This window comes from Chryseobacterium sp. (assembly GCF_022712095.1).
Taxonomy (GTDB): Bacteria; Bacteroidota; Bacteroidia; order Flavobacteriales; family Weeksellaceae; genus Chryseobacterium.
The window spans coordinates 1-15,529 of sequence record NZ_JALAHD010000124.1 but is presented as its reverse complement, the minus strand read 5'-3'; the positions used below and the strand labels follow the sequence as shown (position 1 = coordinate 15,529).

The window sequence follows — 15,529 nt, the reverse complement described above, 5'->3', positions numbered from 1 at the left end:
GAGAATTTTCTAAAGGAACGTGGAAACGGTATGAAACATCATTACGACATACTCAGGCATTTTTGAAATGGAAATTTAATCTCAGTGATATTGATGTCCGTCATATTAATCCCGGATTCGTTGCAGATTATGAGTTTTACCTACGTACTGTTAGAAACTGCTCCAATAATTCTGCTGTAAAATACATTAGAAATTTTCAAAAAATAATCAATATTTGTCTCAACAATGAATGGATTAGCAAAAACCCCTTTATAGGTTATAAATCTAAAATAGAAAGCGTAGATGTCAGATTCTTAACTGATATTCAGCTACAAAAAATCCGTGAAAAGAATTTTAATTCTGACAGATTAAGAGTAGTCCGTGATATTTTCGTATTCTGCTGTTTTACTGGTTTAGCCTATATTGATGCCAAGAATCTTACTAGAGATAAAATAACAAAAGGAATTGATACAGGGTTATGGATAAAAACTAAAAGGGTTAAAACAAAGGTCGAAGCCAGTATACCCCTGCTACCAGAAGCACAGGAAATTTTAAGTAGATATGAAAATCATCCGAAATGTGTAAATGAAAATACTGTTTTACCGGTACTAAGCAATCAAAAGATGAATGGGTATTTAAAAGAGATTGGAGACTTATGTGAAATTGATTTTGATATTACTTTTCACACGGCAAGACATACATTTGCTACTACGGTTACCCTCAATAATGGTGTACCTTTAGAGACCGTAAGTAAAATGCTTGGTCATGCCAACATTCGAATGACGCAGCATTATGCTAAAATACAAGATAAAAAAATTGGAGAGGATATGCTGGTATTAAAAAAAATATTGATAAAAGAAAAAAAAGAAGTGTGTTGAAGATGTAAACCATAGTACTGCCACTCTTCCTCCAATTGCAATAAAAGCATTTAAATTGGAAGAAACACTTTTCCACAAAGTGTGTAAGCTAAAAAGTTAGGCTTGGATTTTCATAATCTGAGTCCTTTTTTATTTTAAAGTTTTCAGGAAAAAGTTGTATTGGTTGAATACTAAATTTTATAAGGAAAATCAAAAGATTAAAATGACTGATAAGTAAACAGTGTTTATCGTCTTTTTTTATTTTCTTTTGACACTATCCCATAAAGTGTGTAAGTTAAAAAGTCATGGCTTAGATTTTATAATCTGAGCCTTTCTTCAAAAATAAGCATAAATTGGTTGAGAACAATACCCCAATTCTGGATAGGCATTGACCATTTTTTTGTGGCTTCTTTTAAAGCAAGATAAACAGATTTCAAGACCGCATCATCCGTAGGAAAAGACATTTTGTTTTTGGTGTATTTTCGGATTTTGCCGTTGAGATTCTCGATTAAATTGGTGGTGTAAATGATTTTACGGATTTCTAAAGGAAATTCAAAAAATATGGTCAATTCATCCCAATTATCCCTCCAGGATTTGATGGCGTAGGAATATTTGGATTCCCATTTTTCTGCAAAATCCCTTAGAGCAGCTTCTGCTGCTTGTTTTGTAGGAGCGGTGTAAATAAGCTTCATATCTGCAGAGAACTCTTTTCTATCCTTCCAGACCACATATTTACAGGCATTTCTGATCTGGTGAACTACACAGATTTGGGTTTGAGATTGTGGGAAAACTGAGCGAATGGTTTGGGTAAATCCGTTCAGATTATCTGTTGCCGTAATGAGGATATCTTCCACGCCACGAGCTTTGAGATCCGTTAAAACACCCATCCAGAAGCTCGAACTTTCATTTTTACCGAGCCACATTCCAAGAACTTCCTTTTTGCCTTCACGATTTAATCCTACTGCCAAATAGATGGTTTTGTTAATGACCTTGGAGTTTTCACGAACCTTGAATACGATTCCGTCCATCCAGACAATTAAATACAAATCTTCTAACGGGCGGCTTTGCCAGCTAATCACTTCGGTGGCAACGGCATTGGTAATCCTGGAAATGGCAGAGGAAGATATTTCAAAATCGTATAGTTCTTTAATCTGCTCTTCGATATCGCTCACACTCATGCCTTTGGCGTAGAATGAGATAATAATATTCTCCAATCCTTCGATGATGTTATGCCTTTTTGGAACTAATACGGGTTCAAAACTACTTGCCCTGTCTCTGGGAACTTTGATTTCACTCTCTCCAAAAGAGGATTTTATTTTCTTGGTTCCATGCCCATTACGATAGTTTCCTTCTTTGGTTTTTTCATGTTTTTCATTGTCCAGATGAGCATCAAGTTCAGCATCAAGCATATGTTCTACTGCCTTTTTGTGCAGTTCTTTGAAGAATGATGTTAAATCTTCTCCATTCTTGAAGGATTTGTAAAATTCCTTGTTGTTTAGTAAGTCTTCTTTGTCGATCATAACTATGTAATGGTTAAAAATAATAAAAAGTTATTTCCGAAAAATTTATTAAGCTTTAAGGGCTATAAATTTTCCAGAATAACTTTTTAACTTACACAGTTAGTGAGACACTACCCCAAAATACTGGGAGTTTTATTCTTGAATACATACTACGTAAGCAACCAGGACTTAATTACTCATTATTTCTTCTGACAAAACCACTCATTAAGATCCTTAAAACCTTTGTAAATTAGAGAACAATCCTCTACATTTTCATATTTTATTATCATTTTTTCAGTGGTCGTTTTTCCATTGGAATCATTGTCCAGAAAAAGTGAAATTTTATTGTATCTGTTTAGTTTCTTTTCAGCTTTATAAAGCATTGCTGTAGAATTTAATATGAGATAATCTGAGTTAGAGTCCTTTTCATTTTCTATATTTATGTAGGTCAGGAAATCAAAGAAGCCTTCAAAAACAGCAATCTCATCTGCCTTATTTTCAATCAGGGTTACATCTTTATCTCCTAAACAGATTTTGAAATATTGATTTCTAATTTCTATGCCTCCGGAATCATTGAGAAAACCTATTCCGAAATAATTTTTCCATCTTAAACGAAAATGGATTTCCTTTATAAAATGACTCTGCTCATGAACTTTTCTTTCTGTCAGATACCTGACTAAAGCGGGATGGGTAATTTCATGTATTTTTGAAACTTCATAAGTCCGTGTTTGCCAACCTTCCTTACTGTTTTTTTCAGTTCTTTCATATGAAAAGTCAAGCTTTCCAAGATATTTTAAAGCATCGGAGACCGAGCATCTATTAATGGTTTGGACAATTGAGATCACATCGTAACTTTTTCCTGTTCCGAAGTCGAATGCCTTATTTTTTATAAAATCCACCGAAAGGCTGGGAATCTTTTCTTCCCGATCCAATGCAAAATAGAAAGCGGACTTTCCGTTTTCTTTCACGGGAAAAAGATTGAAGGATTCTAAAACCGTCCGGATTCCGACTTTTTGTTTGATTTTTTCGCAATTCATTTTTTTCTTTTTAAAGCAATTTTTTACCCCGGATTTTCCTTTTAATAAAAAAAAGACTTTTATTATCTTTTAAATAAACTTTTAATAGTTCGTGGTATCTGCCTGTCGCAAAGCGTTTGCATTGTTTTTCAAATGAGCGCAATTCCGAACACCAAATGAGTGCAAATCCGAAATTCAGATGAGCGAAATTCCGAAAAAATGCCATTTGCAAGATGAGTGCAATTCCGAATCGAATCTGGTTTTCCTTTCTTATTTTCATTTTATCTGTCATTTTCACTGGTTTTATAGTTCAGGAATGAGTGCAATTCCGAAATCAGCTTCATAAAAATCTAAATTTTAACATTTTCTTAACTTCAGCGAGTGCAATTCCGAATTCCGAATGAGTACAAATCCGAAATACGGATGAGCGCAATTCCGAAATCAGAGAATCACGGGATAACCGTTGGGCAGTATTTCCCCCATTTTTGTTTCCCTGTAGAATTGTATAATAAGTTCCTGTATCTTGTTTAAAAAAGCCGTTCCCTGATAATTCGTGGATTTTATTCCTTCCAGCCTGTTAATCCTTATAAATTCATCAAAAGCCTTTTCTATCAGCCCGCGGGTTTGCGGAATAGTTTTGTATTGGTATGAAAACTGGAGCATTTCCCGTTGTCCCAGGCCATACCTTTTCTGAAAATAATAGAGCCTCTTTGCAATTTTTGATTTCTCTGCTGTGTGCTCCGACATATCGGTATCGCTTACCATTTTATTGTAAAAAGGATGAATGAAAATAGAATCCCCTTTGTAATGATAATTGAATGAAAGGGTATTGTACCTGTTGAAATTTACTTTTGCAGTTTTGAGGAACTTGAAACAAAAATCATTCGCGGTTTTATAGTTCAGTCCAAACTTTTTGTTCAGTGACGAAAGTTTTATCATGGTTCCATCTTCAGGAAGTTTTGAAAGCCAGATGGCAAAAATAATGTGCTTGTTGTTTCTGATATTATATACCAGATTATACAGGATGTAGTTATATTCGGGAATAATCATTAGCTTTTTCAGCCAATAGCTGCTGATAAGAAAGGAAGTATACCCTCTTTGATCATACGTTGGAGTTGAAATCAGCCCTCCAAAGGTTTTAATCTCCTTTCCTTTGGAATTTACTGATTTATACCAGCCCATTTTGAATCGGGCAAGAAACTCATAGGCTTCTACAACCTGTTTGGTTGAGCCACTCGGAGAGATTTTACTGTTGCGGATTTTAATAGAGGCAAAAATATTATTTTCAGTTTCAAATTCTTCATCAAATAAAGAGAGCTGCTTTGGACGGTCCTCAGGGCGGAACTGCTCACTGCTGATAATCGAAATAATGTTAAAAATAACACGTAGTGCATTGATCGGAATATCAGCAGCTTCTTGATCTTCAAAAATAAAATCGTCCACAAAATGATTACCCAGACGTATTCTTTCGGGAATTCTCTCGTCTTTATCCTCAAATATCTTTCTGACAAACCTTACATCTTTTTCCGGAATCGCCATAATTTATATTTTTAGTGTGCTTTAATTTTGATCTTTAACAGAACTTTGTTCAGATTGAAAGACCTTTATAGCAATTTAATTTTCTCTGTCTTTAGAGTTTTTGAGCCCTCATTAAGATTATAATACAGGTACTCCCCTGTTTCATCTATTCTGAAAACTCTTTTCTCCACTTTCCCGAAATTGGGTATTCTAACTTTTTGAATTCCCTGATACTCAGCAAGAATGCCATTGAGACTTACTTTTTGTCCAAGCTTTATATCTGATAGTTTTATTTTTTATCGTTTTAAAATTTAATAGATAAACATCAATACTTATGTTCTTTAAAGAATCATTTTGGAGGTTTAATAGTCGGGATTGACTCTAAAGACAGTTGTCCGTTATCATTCCTGTTTTTTATATAGGGCAAAAGATTTTTCAATGAGGATTTCCAGCTGGTTATGGGTTTCCCCAAATTATTACACCAGTTACTATTTACCCATAAAGCGTACCTCTCCTTAATAGCGGAATGTATAGATTCTTCATAGCCGCTCAGCGTTTTAGCATAGTCTATAAATTCTTCCAAAGAAGGGATGCCGGCTATTATTTTAAAAGGCTCAGGCTCCCTATTATCAAAGGATGCCATCTCTTTCTGTTCCGTAATTTCGATAGTACTTATGACGGATAAATCAACCACAGGCAAATTTTCATTTTCTTTAGCGATCGCTACCGGGGGATTACGTTTGATTTTTAGCTTTTGTTTCTTTTCCTGCTTTTGGATTGGTAAAGGATAATCCAGAACTATTCTATATGAATAGGAATATCCTTTTTTGTTTTTATAATGAACCAGCCCTGCATTCCGCAGCGCTTCTCTGGCAGGTCTTACCGTTTTTCTTGTTAGTCCTAGTGTATTGCCAATCGCTACGTCGGAAACAGTAACATCGTATCCGTTATTATCATTCGCCAATTTCAACAGATACAGGTAGATTGCAACAGCAGTGGTACCCAGTTGCGCTTTTGGACCAGATTCCCAAAATTTTTGTATAAGCTCCTGATAATACATCATTATTTCCGTCCAAAAAGCTCCAGTACTTTTTGCTTATCTATGATGATAATTTTTCCCTTTTGTATAATAGCTTCATCCAAAATTCCGGAGGATTTTATTTCCGAAGCTTTTGAAACGGAACATCCCAGTACTTTCGCTAATCCCTTGAGTCCGTATTCATGCCTGTTTTCCGAACCAAGGTTTTTGATGATTTCCAAAAATTCCTCGACCGTCAGCTTCCAAAGGGGTGTTTGTGGATCTATCTTTTTCATTTTCTTTTATTGATTGATTTTAGCTACCTTTTTTTCCTTAGAAATCCAATTCCTTGCAGCAGCCTGCCAACTGTTCATTAATTTTCCCTCACTTAATTTCCAATTCTGAGAATCATAAAAGGAATAAAACTCATGTGCCCCAGCAGAAGGCAAATCACGTTCATTAAAATATAATTCTACTTCATAAAATGTTGGTACAGAAAAGAGAATCTTTTTTTGTACTGATAATTTTTGCTCCGGGAAAGCTTTATTTATAGAAGTTTCACACTCGTCAAAATCAACAATCTCAACAAGACTTCCTTTATAAGGATCGTAACTGGGGAAATACATAATAAATCCAGCCAAATGTAGCTCTTTGATACACCTGTGATAGGTTCCTAAAGATTTCACCTTGCCCAATCTCATGACCTCACCTCGATAAATACGAAAGGGGCTCTGAAACCTGTTCATGCTCCAGCATTGAAAAAGTGCAACATATATACTGATATGAGAAGGATACATCCGGCTATCTTTAATGACATGCCCGAAAAAACTAATGATATCTTTAGTCTGATTCATGATTTTCTGTTTTCTGTGACTATTTAGAATTCGTAAGCAGCTTCTCAATGTCTTTGTAATTATAATACAGGATTCCCCCTATCTTCGTATAAGAAAGGGTTCCGTTAATCCTCAAATTCTGTAAGGTTCCCGAAGAAATATTCAGAAGTTTTTTGACCTCCGAAGTACGGAGCCATAATTTTTGTTCTGTCGTTCTTACCTGAAGCAGATCTTTAATATCTTCCAGCAGCTCTATTTTGAATTGCTGAAGGTCTTCTTTGGTGATAATGGATATTGCCATAATTTCAAAAATTGTTTGTTTGACAAATTTTCGAAATCAGGCCGGATTTCTTTCGGTAGGTCTTCGGTACTACCGAAAGATTTTTATATACTCTCCATCAATAAAGGAATTATTGAAAAAGCACTAATAATTCGATTTATAGTGTAAAAACAAGAAAAAATGCCTATTGATCACCATCCTGGAATGATTGATTCAAATGGTCACTGAGCAGCTGAAGAAATTTAGTAGGGTTGGTTTTCCTGCTTTTTATCTCATGTAGTGTCTTATAAAAGTTACCCAGGTTAATGTTGAGTGATTTTTCGGTAAATTTAATAATCTCACTAAACTCAATATTGCCACCATTAAATGAACGGGTATTGTGGAGCGCATACAAAAGTTCGACCAGGGCAGATTTTGACGCCGACCATTGGAGCGGGGATTTATCGGTTATCTTTTCATACACATAGACATTAATTTCTGCAATAGATTTCAAAAGATATTTTTCCAATCGGTCATTGGCCATAATTTGGGAAATAAGATGGTCATGTGACGTCGCAAATTTTTCATCATAATCATAAAGGCCTGCTTCTATTTTGGTTTTCAGGTCAAACTGATTCCGGACGAAATATTTTTGATCAAGATAGGTAGCCTTACGCCTGTAATATTCGTAAAAATCGGTATGGTTTTCATAAAAGTTTTTCAACAATTCCAATTCGCATTCAAAATATTCTTTGAGGCTTAACTCTCCCGCATTAGGCTTAGCCGCTTCAATTGATAAAAGTTTCGAAAAATAAATAAACTGCGAAATGAAAACGGGCTTGATCTCCTTAAAGAAATAAACTTCGTCGGCAACCGTTGAAAACTGGTATGAGCTTACATCCAGCTTGATGGCTCTTATTGCAGCATCTATCTCCATCAAGGAACGCTCGTATAAATCAATGGGATTATTTTTTTGATCAAAACTAATCTGTTCAAGCTTTTTCCCTAAGCTAGTCTCTAATCGCTTACACTTTTTAAAAAACGAATTGGCATGCATATTTTAAATAATAAGTATTAATTTTAAAGGATTATAACAAATGCTTAAGGATAAATTACACAACATGACATCCAATAAAATTATGAATCACCAGACTCATCATTGATTTTTTGAATATATTCCGAAGGCATTACACCTGTTAATTCTATAAAACATGTAGAAAATTTGGGTCTTGTGGAAAATCCGCATTCATCAGCTATCGTATCAATGGAATACTTCCTCCACTGCACACTGGTTCTTAGCATTTCTTTAGCATAGTCGATCCGTAACCTATTGATGTACGTATTAAAATTCGCTCCTTTATATTCATTGATAACCGCCGATAAATAAGCAGTATTCGTTTTCAGCTTTTTGGCAAGCTGACTTTGGGTAATCTCTTTTTCTAAATAAAATCTGTTTTGCTCCATAGTTTCGAGCTTATTCAATATTTCTTTTACCAATTTTTCAGGCAGCTTGGAATGTTTTATTGAAACTGGATCTTTATAACCTTCTTTTCCCGGAGTCTGATCACCAGAAACTTGATATTTTTTAACACTTTTTTTTACCTTAAAATACCTTACAGAAAGTAAAAGCAGAGCACCGAAAGAAATTCCTGCAATAAGATATCCGTAAAAAGCTGAAGATTCCAGTCTCTTTTTGGATGTAAGCAAGTCATTGGTATCATATTCTTTAACGATTTTTCCTGAAAGGTATTTAAAATCATTATGCATTACTCTATCAAATTGCAATAACTGTTTGGTATAATACAATTCTTTCTTGTTATCGTTTTTATCTTTGTAATGTGTGATAAGCAGCTCAAACGCTTCCCTTACTGAAGGATGTGCAAAATTTCGTCCCAGAAATATACTATCTACTTTTTCTAAATAATTAATACCTTCATTTTCTCTGTGATTTCTTAATAGAATTTTACCTTTTAAAAAGTAGATCAGCGATGCATTGGTAAAATCACTTTTCTTTTCAATGCCTGCCAAAGCAATGTTAAAGTCCGACAATGCCTCCCGGTCATTTTTTCTTAGGTAGTCTAAGATTCCACTCAGCTTATAAAAATAGCTTCTTTCTATATAAAAATTTTTATCCTCGGCCGAAGCCTCCAATCCTTCATTAATAAGATCGGAAACCTCTTTTATTTTTGATTGATAAAACAGACAGATACCCATCTGATGAAGGCTGTTCAGATATCCCTTTTTCATATTATACCGAAGATTGGGAAAATCTGCAGGAACGCTTGTATCTCTATAATAAGAACGGCACTTTGAAAAAAGTGTAAAAGCTTCTTCATAATATCCTAGATAACTTTTGACAACTCCTATATGGTACATATTCTTATGATACAGATAGGGATCTTTACTTTTGTCTAAATATTGCCAAGCCTTCAGATACTGATCAAGAGCCTTCTGATATTTTCTGTAGGTAAAATAGTAAACACTTCCTTTTGTAAGATAGGAATTCCCTATAAGATCGGGGTCATTTGTTTGGGAAGCAGCCCATATAGCGCTGTCCGAGTATTCTACTTTTTTATTTCTCGAAAAGCTGACGGCATCACGATACGCCTGGGTCAGCTCCTTATAATTTTTAAATGCTTTCGCTTCTTTAATATAGATATTGACAAACTCAAGGGCACGTTCATCGTTTTCTTCAAAATTATCATAACGTACCCTGTAATCAGAATATCTCTGACCATTAACCAAAAAGCAAAAGAAAACACAAAAACAGAATATTATTTTCAAAATAAAAATAAATTGACAATATAATGTTAAAAATATTACAAATATGATTCAAAATTAAGCAAAATGAACCAAGCAAAAAATTATTTCTACACTTTAGGAATCATTCATAATAAATGTAACAAAACTACCTGATTTACAATTAATTAACACGTTATTAAATGTGGATCCGATTTATAAATCGGATCCAGAAAATTTATAAATCGGATCCACCAACCTTTTTTTTCGAAAAATCCATGCTCTAAATTCGCTTTCAGAATTCTAAAAAAACTACCGGCCGGGATTGTTAATTTTTTAATCCCAAAATCATGAAAACCAAAATAGTAACTCTGCATATTTTTGCAGGAATTTTACTTTCAATTGTTATTTTATCCTGTCGCGAAGAAAGTCTTCCTCAGATTCCTTATCCGGAGATGCCTGTTCTTACGACTGAAAGAATGGTCTCAAAAGTAGACAGTACCAAACTTGGAAAAGAAATGGAAATCGGTGAGACCGATCCGCCAAAAGACCGTGATAACTGGAAAGTCAATAAGTAATCAAATTTGAACTAATATGGAAACTCAGCTGCCACTCATCATTGAATCAGGAAACAACTGCCCGGTTAGCGGAATATGGAAAACCATAGGACCTCTTACTACTACCATCACGATAAATGAAAAAATGGCTATGCCTACCTATTGTGGCGTAAAAGTACGCTGGATATTGTTATACCACTGTTAAAATCTTATTATGAAAAAGAAACTGACACAACTTGCCATATGGATTGCTTATTTTTTTATCCTGTTGTTTTGCTACGCAGCCATCAGCAAAATATTTGATTTTGAAAACTTTCAGGTTCAAATCGCCCAGTCTCCATTGTTAAGTGCTTATGCTATAATAATTACCTATGGAATACTATTCCTTGAACTTTTAGTCTGCTTCTTTTTGCTGTTTGATAAAACGAGATTCATTGGATTGTACGGCTCCTACATACTGATGGTTCTTTTTAGTATCTATATTTATCTTATCCTCAATTATAGTGAGTTTATTCCCTGTTCCTGCGGTGGAATTCTTGAAAAAATGGATTGGCAAACACATCTCATTTTTAACATAATATGCGTCGCGGTTGCTGTAGTTGCCCTTAGTATCGACACCTATGCAAACCAGAAAAGACAAGGGAAGCTCTTCTTCAGCCTTCTAATCACAGCAGGATTCTGTATTACCGGAATTCTCATCATGTATCAAAAGTCAGAATATATTCTTAAGAAAGATAATAGTTTTCAAAGAAGATTTTTACAGCATCCTATCCTTAAAAATGGGACTTATGATTTAAAACTGAACTCCTATTATTTTGCCGGCTTTTCAGGCGACACCCTATATCTTGGAAATTACACAGCGCCGTTCTCACTCACAAAGATTACCCATTTTACGGGAATGGAACGAAGAAATCTGCAACTCAGCCGCACGGACATTAATTTCAGGTCTCCCCTGCTTGAAGTTACAGACGGTCTTATCACATTGTATGACGGAGCAATCCCGATCATTTTTGAAGGAACAATCGGGAGCAATAAGCTCACTGAGCAAAATATTGGAAAAACTTATTTCAGGAAAATCAAACGAATTGATCATAATCACTTTCTCATAGGTGCTTTCCACCGCAAAAAGCAGATTCAGAGCCTGGGGATTATCAGTAAGGGGAGCAAGGATTCTGTAAAGTTTAATCCACAGCTTTTGGAAAAGCATAAAGAAGGTTTTTTTGAGCCCGATGGACAATTAAATTATGATCCTTTTACAGGTAAGGTTGTTTATGTTTACCATTATAAGAACATGTTTGTAGTTACTGATCGAAATATTAAATCAAAACATGTATTCAGGACTATTGATACCGTCAGCATTCCACGGCTCGGTCTTTCCCACTTAGCCGATGGCAGCAGAAAACTTAACAATCCTTTGGTGGTTAACAAAAGGTCAATTGCCTATAAAGGGGTTCTATTTGTGGAGTCGGACCGCAAAGGAAAGCTGGAAAAAGACAGGGGTAATAAAGCAATTATACTTGATCTTTATTCTATTCAAGAGCAGAAATACCTTGGCAGTATCAGTATTCCCAACAGAAATAAGGAGCAACGTGTACAATTTACCATACAGGGAAACCAATTGTATGTAATGATAGAAAATGAACTGATCAGATATCGTTTTGCGCAAAACATCACTCAACATTTCATTTCAGGGGAAGCCGAAAACCTGTACAAAGAGTAGGCACCAATAATAAATTTATAACAATGAAAAAAATGAGAAAAATCGCATTGCCATTGGCTATCCTGTTAATCGGAGCAGGCAGTGCGTATGCTACCACTGTAGCATCAGAGACTAAAAAAGCTGATATTCCTGGATGGAAAATTGATCTTGAAAATCCGGAACAGCCTTGTGTCATGACAAGTCAGCTTTGTACGACAGATAATACTGGTATTGTCTGTACAGTAAGTGACGCTTCTGGTGTCCATGACCTGTATGAATCCAGTTGCGAAACAGAATTATTCAGAATTCCTTAACTGTTAGCTATTACTAACTACTAAAAGAAGGGTGCACTTTATTGAGCACCCTTTATGTATTTCTGTATCCAGGGAATATTTTTTTCATTCTTTAAATGATAATTAAACCAATCCAGAATTTTCACGGTCAGGTCTTTTTGTGTTTCTGCCCTGCTTAAACTGTGCCCTTCTTTATCATAAAACAAGGCAATAACCGGCTTGCGGTATTTTCTTAAGGCAATAAACATGGATTTGGATCCTTCAGGGCTTACGTTCCCATCATCAGTCCCCGTCCACAACAGCATGGGTGCACTGACATTCTGGGCAGACATTATCGGGTTATTTTTAATGTATTTTTCAGGATTTTCTGCCAGTGTAGCTTTAAACCAGTATTGGCGCCCTTCATACCTGTAATAGTCGGGAGCATTAAAATGATAATTATAGCCGTAGTAGGTTCTTACCACGTCAGAAACTGCTGATCCGGAGACATAGGCTGCAAAACGGTTGGAGTGCCCGGCAATAAAGTTGGTTTCATATCCGCCAAAAGACTGCCCCATGAGCCCGATCTTTGTCATATCCACATTTCTGATCTTCTGTAATTCGTCTAAGGCATTATTAATGCTTTCCAGTGCTGAAATTCCCGCTCCTTTGTCAGACTGTGAGATATCAGCAAGCAGTACGGCGAAGCCTTCCTCCATCAACAGCGGGATATTCAGTCCGGTGGGATTCGAGAAGGAAGGCCGAAGGAATCTTTTGGTCATATAATCCTGCTTCTCATACACATGGGTAACTACTGGGTATTTTTTTGAGCGGTCATAATTCAGCGGCATATACAATGCACCACTTACGGTTTCTCCATCCGAGCCTTTGTAAGAAATTTTAATCAGCTCTGCCTGTTCAAATTTCTGATTATTCTGATCTGAAACATACATCACCTTTGGGCCTTCTTTTCCTTTCTTTACCACGAGCCTTGGCCGTTTATTGTAGTTTTCTTCTATCCAGTAATAATTTTCACCCTTATTCATTCTTTTAAATTCCGTGATCTCATCAGGGGTCGGTTGTTGAATGATATTTAGCTTCCTGTTTTTTAACCCAGCATAGCTGGTATAGCTGGTCTTCTGACCAGTGATTTTTAACAGCAAGCTCTTTTTGATATCTGCGGTCCTAAAGTCTCTACCGTATCCGAGTTCCGTACTGATTCTTGTAAAATCCACCAGCTCTATTTCAGAATCATCATTTGTGGTAAACACTTCTTTCACTTTCTTAGCAGCCAGATTATATTCAGAGATTCTGTTTCCTCCTACCCATAGAACCTCTTTCTCCGAAGTAAAGTAAGGAATCATGGCAGCGGGAATCTTTACATCTTCCATCCTCAAAGTTACCGTATTATACAGCTGCCAGCTGTTTTCCTTCTGAATTAACAAGTACTGGCCTGAAGGTGATATTACCATCTGTTTCCGCAGATCCGTAATCAGGGTATAGGTATCGGTTACCGCATTCCAGAGATACAGCCTGTCAAAGCTATTTCCTCCTGCCTTATCCATTTTATCCACCTGCTGCTTGTCGGTTTCATACATGAGGTAGCGTGAATTGCCGATAGCAGTCTCCCCGAAATAGCCGGGACGAGCCATCAGAATCTGCTTACCGCTTACCGGCTCCCAGTCGACCTGGATGTATTCGGTTACCGCTTTTGCATGCTTTTTAAGGTCGAAGTCTGTCCCGTACCAAATATCAACCATTCCTTTTGAAGGCGGGATTTTCTTTCCTAATTTTAGGACAATACTATTATTAGAATGCGAAGGATTCAGCATCATCTGATCATAGCCATCATACCCGCTTCCATCAAACATATATTGTTTTTTATCTTGAGAAATATAATAGAGGCTTGTCCTGCCTTTCTCTCGGGTCTGAATAATAAAGCCTTTCTGTTTCATACCGGAAGGCAGCACATTACTGAGCTCAGCATGGGTCGAAAAGAGGGTCTTGAAGACCCCTTTATTCAAAATCAAAGCTTCATTCAGATCACCTGTTCTCTTTTTAGCGATGGTCTCATCACCTTCGGAATAGATATGCTGTATACCGGAAATGGTTTGCCTCAGGTTCGTATCAAGATCATAAACTTCCAGCCTGTTTCCTTCTTTTTCGGTATACAGTACCATAAGAGTATTCTGCTGTTTATTGTAGATGCATTTTTTTACATGATAAAAAAAACGGAATTTTCCTGTTTCGGGATTAAGATACTCTAGAGTATCTTTTGCCTGTATCGCGAGATGACTCTCCACAAACATAATAAAATCAATATTTTTTCTTTCTTGTTTATAGTCTTTATCCACTGTACTTTGCAGCATCATTTTCTTTGTCCCGTCAGAAGCGAAAATGTACCATGCCAGCCATTTGCCGTTATCAGAAGCCTGAGGAAATTTCATTTCTTCGGTATCCTTAACCAGCTTTTCCAAATGCTCATACCGCTGGGCTGAAAGGTTTTGCGGCATGACAATAAGAAGAAATATCCATAATATCCATACGACCGCATAGGAATTTCGCTTTTGGATTACCTTCTTCATGTAATATTTTCTTAGCACTTCCAGCTTCATATTGCCCATACATGGTTTAGTATCCATCATTTTGCGGTGTTAAGTGATTGTTTAAAAGCATTTCTTTCTGCGGCAACGGTAAATATTGATTGGCCAGTTTCCAGTTAGGCTTTACCGATTGTAAAAGATCCAGCTGTCCCCATCTCTTAAGGTCAATAAACCGGCTTCCGTGTTCTGCAAAAAATTCTTTTCTTCTTTCATTTTTTATTTCTTCCATTGCCTGAACCTGCGAAATGGCAGTACCAAGCGGTGCTAATCCTGCCCTTTGTCTTGTCTGATTGATCAAAGGAACCGCCTGGGCTGTTTTGTTCTGCATGGTTAAAGCTTCTGCCAGCATCAGGTACACATCCTCCAGCCTGTAGATGATAGAATATTCTGTTGTATTGGTAGCAGTAGTCACCTTGTATTTGGTCTGCTTATAATTAGTTTGTGAGCCAAATACGACCGGGGTGAAATAGTTTTGTCTTCGAAGATCGGTACTTGAAAAAGAAGCTATAAGATCCGGATTCAAAACAAATGAGGTAGGCGCACCCACAAAATTATAGAGCACGGCTTCGCTTGTCGGATCAGTATTGTTCTTAGGCTTTAGCTGCCAGATAATATGCTTTCCTGCTTTCTGAAATACTTTGGAAAGGTCATTTTGAAAAACATAGTCAGTATTCTGGATG

General features: G+C 36.2%; 16 protein-coding genes. 5 read left to right on the top strand and 11 right to left on the bottom strand.

The annotated features are described in order from the left end of the window. Positions 1-857 (top strand): site-specific integrase (locus Q0A18_RS06240; RefSeq protein ID WP_292009287.1); only part of this gene is annotated, 857 nt, incomplete at its 5' end. Between the two features lie 296 nt (positions 858-1,153). Here the strand turns inward: Q0A18_RS06240 and Q0A18_RS06235 are convergent. The 9 genes from Q0A18_RS06235 to Q0A18_RS06195 all read right to left on the bottom strand — a co-directional run bounded on the left by Q0A18_RS06235 (position 1,154) and on the right by Q0A18_RS06195 (position 9,763). Continuing rightward, the gene (locus tag Q0A18_RS06235; protein ID WP_292009286.1) at positions 1,154-2,356 is read right to left on the bottom strand and encodes an IS256 family transposase; all 1,203 of its coding nucleotides are present in this window, start codon (positions 2,354-2,356) and stop codon (positions 1,154-1,156) included. 179 nt (positions 2,357-2,535) lie between these two features. Further along, complete coding sequence (locus Q0A18_RS06230) at positions 2,536-3,372, bottom strand: toprim domain-containing protein (protein WP_292009285.1); 837 nt, start codon at positions 3,370-3,372, stop codon at positions 2,536-2,538. 420 nt (positions 3,373-3,792) lie between these two features. Then, positions 3,793-4,890, bottom strand: a complete 1,098-nt coding sequence (locus Q0A18_RS06225) for a hypothetical protein (protein ID WP_292009284.1) — start codon at positions 4,888-4,890, stop codon at positions 3,793-3,795. 328 nt (positions 4,891-5,218) lie between these two features. Then, positions 5,219-5,932, bottom strand: a complete 714-nt coding sequence (locus Q0A18_RS06220) for a hypothetical protein (protein WP_292009283.1) — start codon at positions 5,930-5,932, stop codon at positions 5,219-5,221. Continuing rightward, on the bottom strand, positions 5,932-6,183 hold the full coding sequence (locus Q0A18_RS06215) for a DUF3853 family protein (RefSeq protein ID WP_050022311.1): 252 nt from the start codon (positions 6,181-6,183) through the stop codon (positions 5,932-5,934). The genes Q0A18_RS06220 and Q0A18_RS06215 overlap by 1 nt, the downstream gene beginning before the upstream one ends. Before the next feature lie 6 nt (positions 6,184-6,189). Continuing rightward, the gene (locus Q0A18_RS06210) at positions 6,190-6,741 is read right to left on the bottom strand and encodes a hypothetical protein (protein ID WP_128572503.1); all 552 of its coding nucleotides are present in this window, start codon (positions 6,739-6,741) and stop codon (positions 6,190-6,192) included. A gap of 19 nt (positions 6,742-6,760) precedes the next feature. Further along, positions 6,761-7,021, bottom strand: coding sequence for a helix-turn-helix domain-containing protein (locus Q0A18_RS06205; RefSeq protein ID WP_292009282.1), 261 nt, complete (start codon positions 7,019-7,021; stop codon positions 6,761-6,763). A gap of 163 nt (positions 7,022-7,184) precedes the next feature. Beyond that, positions 7,185-8,036, bottom strand: coding sequence for an RteC domain-containing protein (locus Q0A18_RS06200; RefSeq protein ID WP_292009281.1), 852 nt, complete (start codon positions 8,034-8,036; stop codon positions 7,185-7,187). Positions 8,037-8,116: 80 nt separating this feature from the next. Continuing rightward, positions 8,117-9,763 carry a helix-turn-helix transcriptional regulator gene (locus Q0A18_RS06195; RefSeq protein WP_292009280.1) on the bottom strand — a complete coding sequence of 549 codons (1,647 nt, stop codon included), beginning with the start codon at positions 9,761-9,763 and terminating at the stop codon, positions 8,117-8,119. 305 nt (positions 9,764-10,068) lie between these two features. Between Q0A18_RS06195 and Q0A18_RS06190 the strand changes: the two genes are divergently transcribed. The 4 genes from Q0A18_RS06190 to Q0A18_RS06175 are packed head-to-tail and all read left to right on the top strand — an operon-like array spanning position 10,069 to position 12,288. Next, entirely contained in the window at positions 10,069-10,296 is a 228-nt protein-coding gene (locus Q0A18_RS06190; protein WP_050022317.1) for a hypothetical protein, read from the top strand. Between the two features lie 16 nt (positions 10,297-10,312). Next, a complete protein-coding gene (locus Q0A18_RS06185; protein ID WP_157837469.1) occupies positions 10,313-10,480 on the top strand; it encodes a hypothetical protein in 168 nt (55 codons plus the stop codon). 9 nt (positions 10,481-10,489) lie between these two features. Then, positions 10,490-11,995, top strand: coding sequence for a MauE/DoxX family redox-associated membrane protein (locus Q0A18_RS06180; RefSeq protein WP_292009279.1), 1,506 nt, complete (start codon positions 10,490-10,492; stop codon positions 11,993-11,995). Positions 11,996-12,018: 23 nt separating this feature from the next. Then, positions 12,019-12,288, top strand: coding sequence for a DUF6520 family protein (locus Q0A18_RS06175; RefSeq protein WP_050019631.1), 270 nt, complete (start codon positions 12,019-12,021; stop codon positions 12,286-12,288). Positions 12,289-12,326: 38 nt separating this feature from the next. On the opposite strand, the gene Q0A18_RS06170 is transcribed toward Q0A18_RS06175, so the two are convergent. Both Q0A18_RS06170 and Q0A18_RS06165 read right to left on the bottom strand, forming a co-directional pair. Further along, complete coding sequence (locus tag Q0A18_RS06170) at positions 12,327-14,891, bottom strand: prolyl oligopeptidase family serine peptidase (RefSeq protein ID WP_292009278.1); 2,565 nt, start codon at positions 14,889-14,891, stop codon at positions 12,327-12,329. Next, positions 14,878-15,529: RagB/SusD family nutrient uptake outer membrane protein (locus tag Q0A18_RS06165; protein ID WP_292009277.1), on the bottom strand; the 652-nt coding region annotated here is incomplete at its 5' end. The genes Q0A18_RS06165 and Q0A18_RS06170, both read right to left, overlap by 14 nt.

Bases quoted from the DNA above. Each gene is read 5' to 3' on its own strand.
- Q0A18_RS06220 (WP_292009283.1), bottom strand. From the start codon at position 5,932: ATGATGTATTATCAGGAGCTTATACAAAAATTTTGGGAATCTGGTCCA.
- Q0A18_RS06190 (WP_050022317.1), top strand. From the start codon at position 10,069: ATGAAAACCAAAATAGTAACTCTGCATATTTTTGCAGGAATTTTACTT.
- Q0A18_RS06175 (WP_050019631.1), top strand. From the start codon at position 12,019: ATGAAAAAAATGAGAAAAATCGCATTGCCATTGGCTATCCTGTTAATC.
- Q0A18_RS06210 (WP_128572503.1), bottom strand. From the start codon at position 6,741: ATGAATCAGACTAAAGATATCATTAGTTTTTTCGGGCATGTCATTAAA.
- Q0A18_RS06170 (WP_292009278.1), bottom strand. From the start codon at position 14,891: ATGATGGATACTAAACCATGTATGGGCAATATGAAGCTGGAAGTGCTA.
- Q0A18_RS06200 (WP_292009281.1), bottom strand. From the start codon at position 8,036: ATGCATGCCAATTCGTTTTTTAAAAAGTGTAAGCGATTAGAGACTAGC.
- Q0A18_RS06225 (WP_292009284.1), bottom strand. From the start codon at position 4,890: ATGGCGATTCCGGAAAAAGATGTAAGGTTTGTCAGAAAGATATTTGAG.
- Q0A18_RS06180 (WP_292009279.1), top strand. From the start codon at position 10,490: ATGAAAAAGAAACTGACACAACTTGCCATATGGATTGCTTATTTTTTT.
- Q0A18_RS06215 (WP_050022311.1), bottom strand. From the start codon at position 6,183: ATGAAAAAGATAGATCCACAAACACCCCTTTGGAAGCTGACGGTCGAG.
- Q0A18_RS06235 (WP_292009286.1), bottom strand. From the start codon at position 2,356: ATGATCGACAAAGAAGACTTACTAAACAACAAGGAATTTTACAAATCC.
- Q0A18_RS06230 (WP_292009285.1), bottom strand. From the start codon at position 3,372: ATGAATTGCGAAAAAATCAAACAAAAAGTCGGAATCCGGACGGTTTTA.
- Q0A18_RS06185 (WP_157837469.1), top strand. From the start codon at position 10,313: ATGGAAACTCAGCTGCCACTCATCATTGAATCAGGAAACAACTGCCCG.
- Q0A18_RS06205 (WP_292009282.1), bottom strand. From the start codon at position 7,021: ATGGCAATATCCATTATCACCAAAGAAGACCTTCAGCAATTCAAAATA.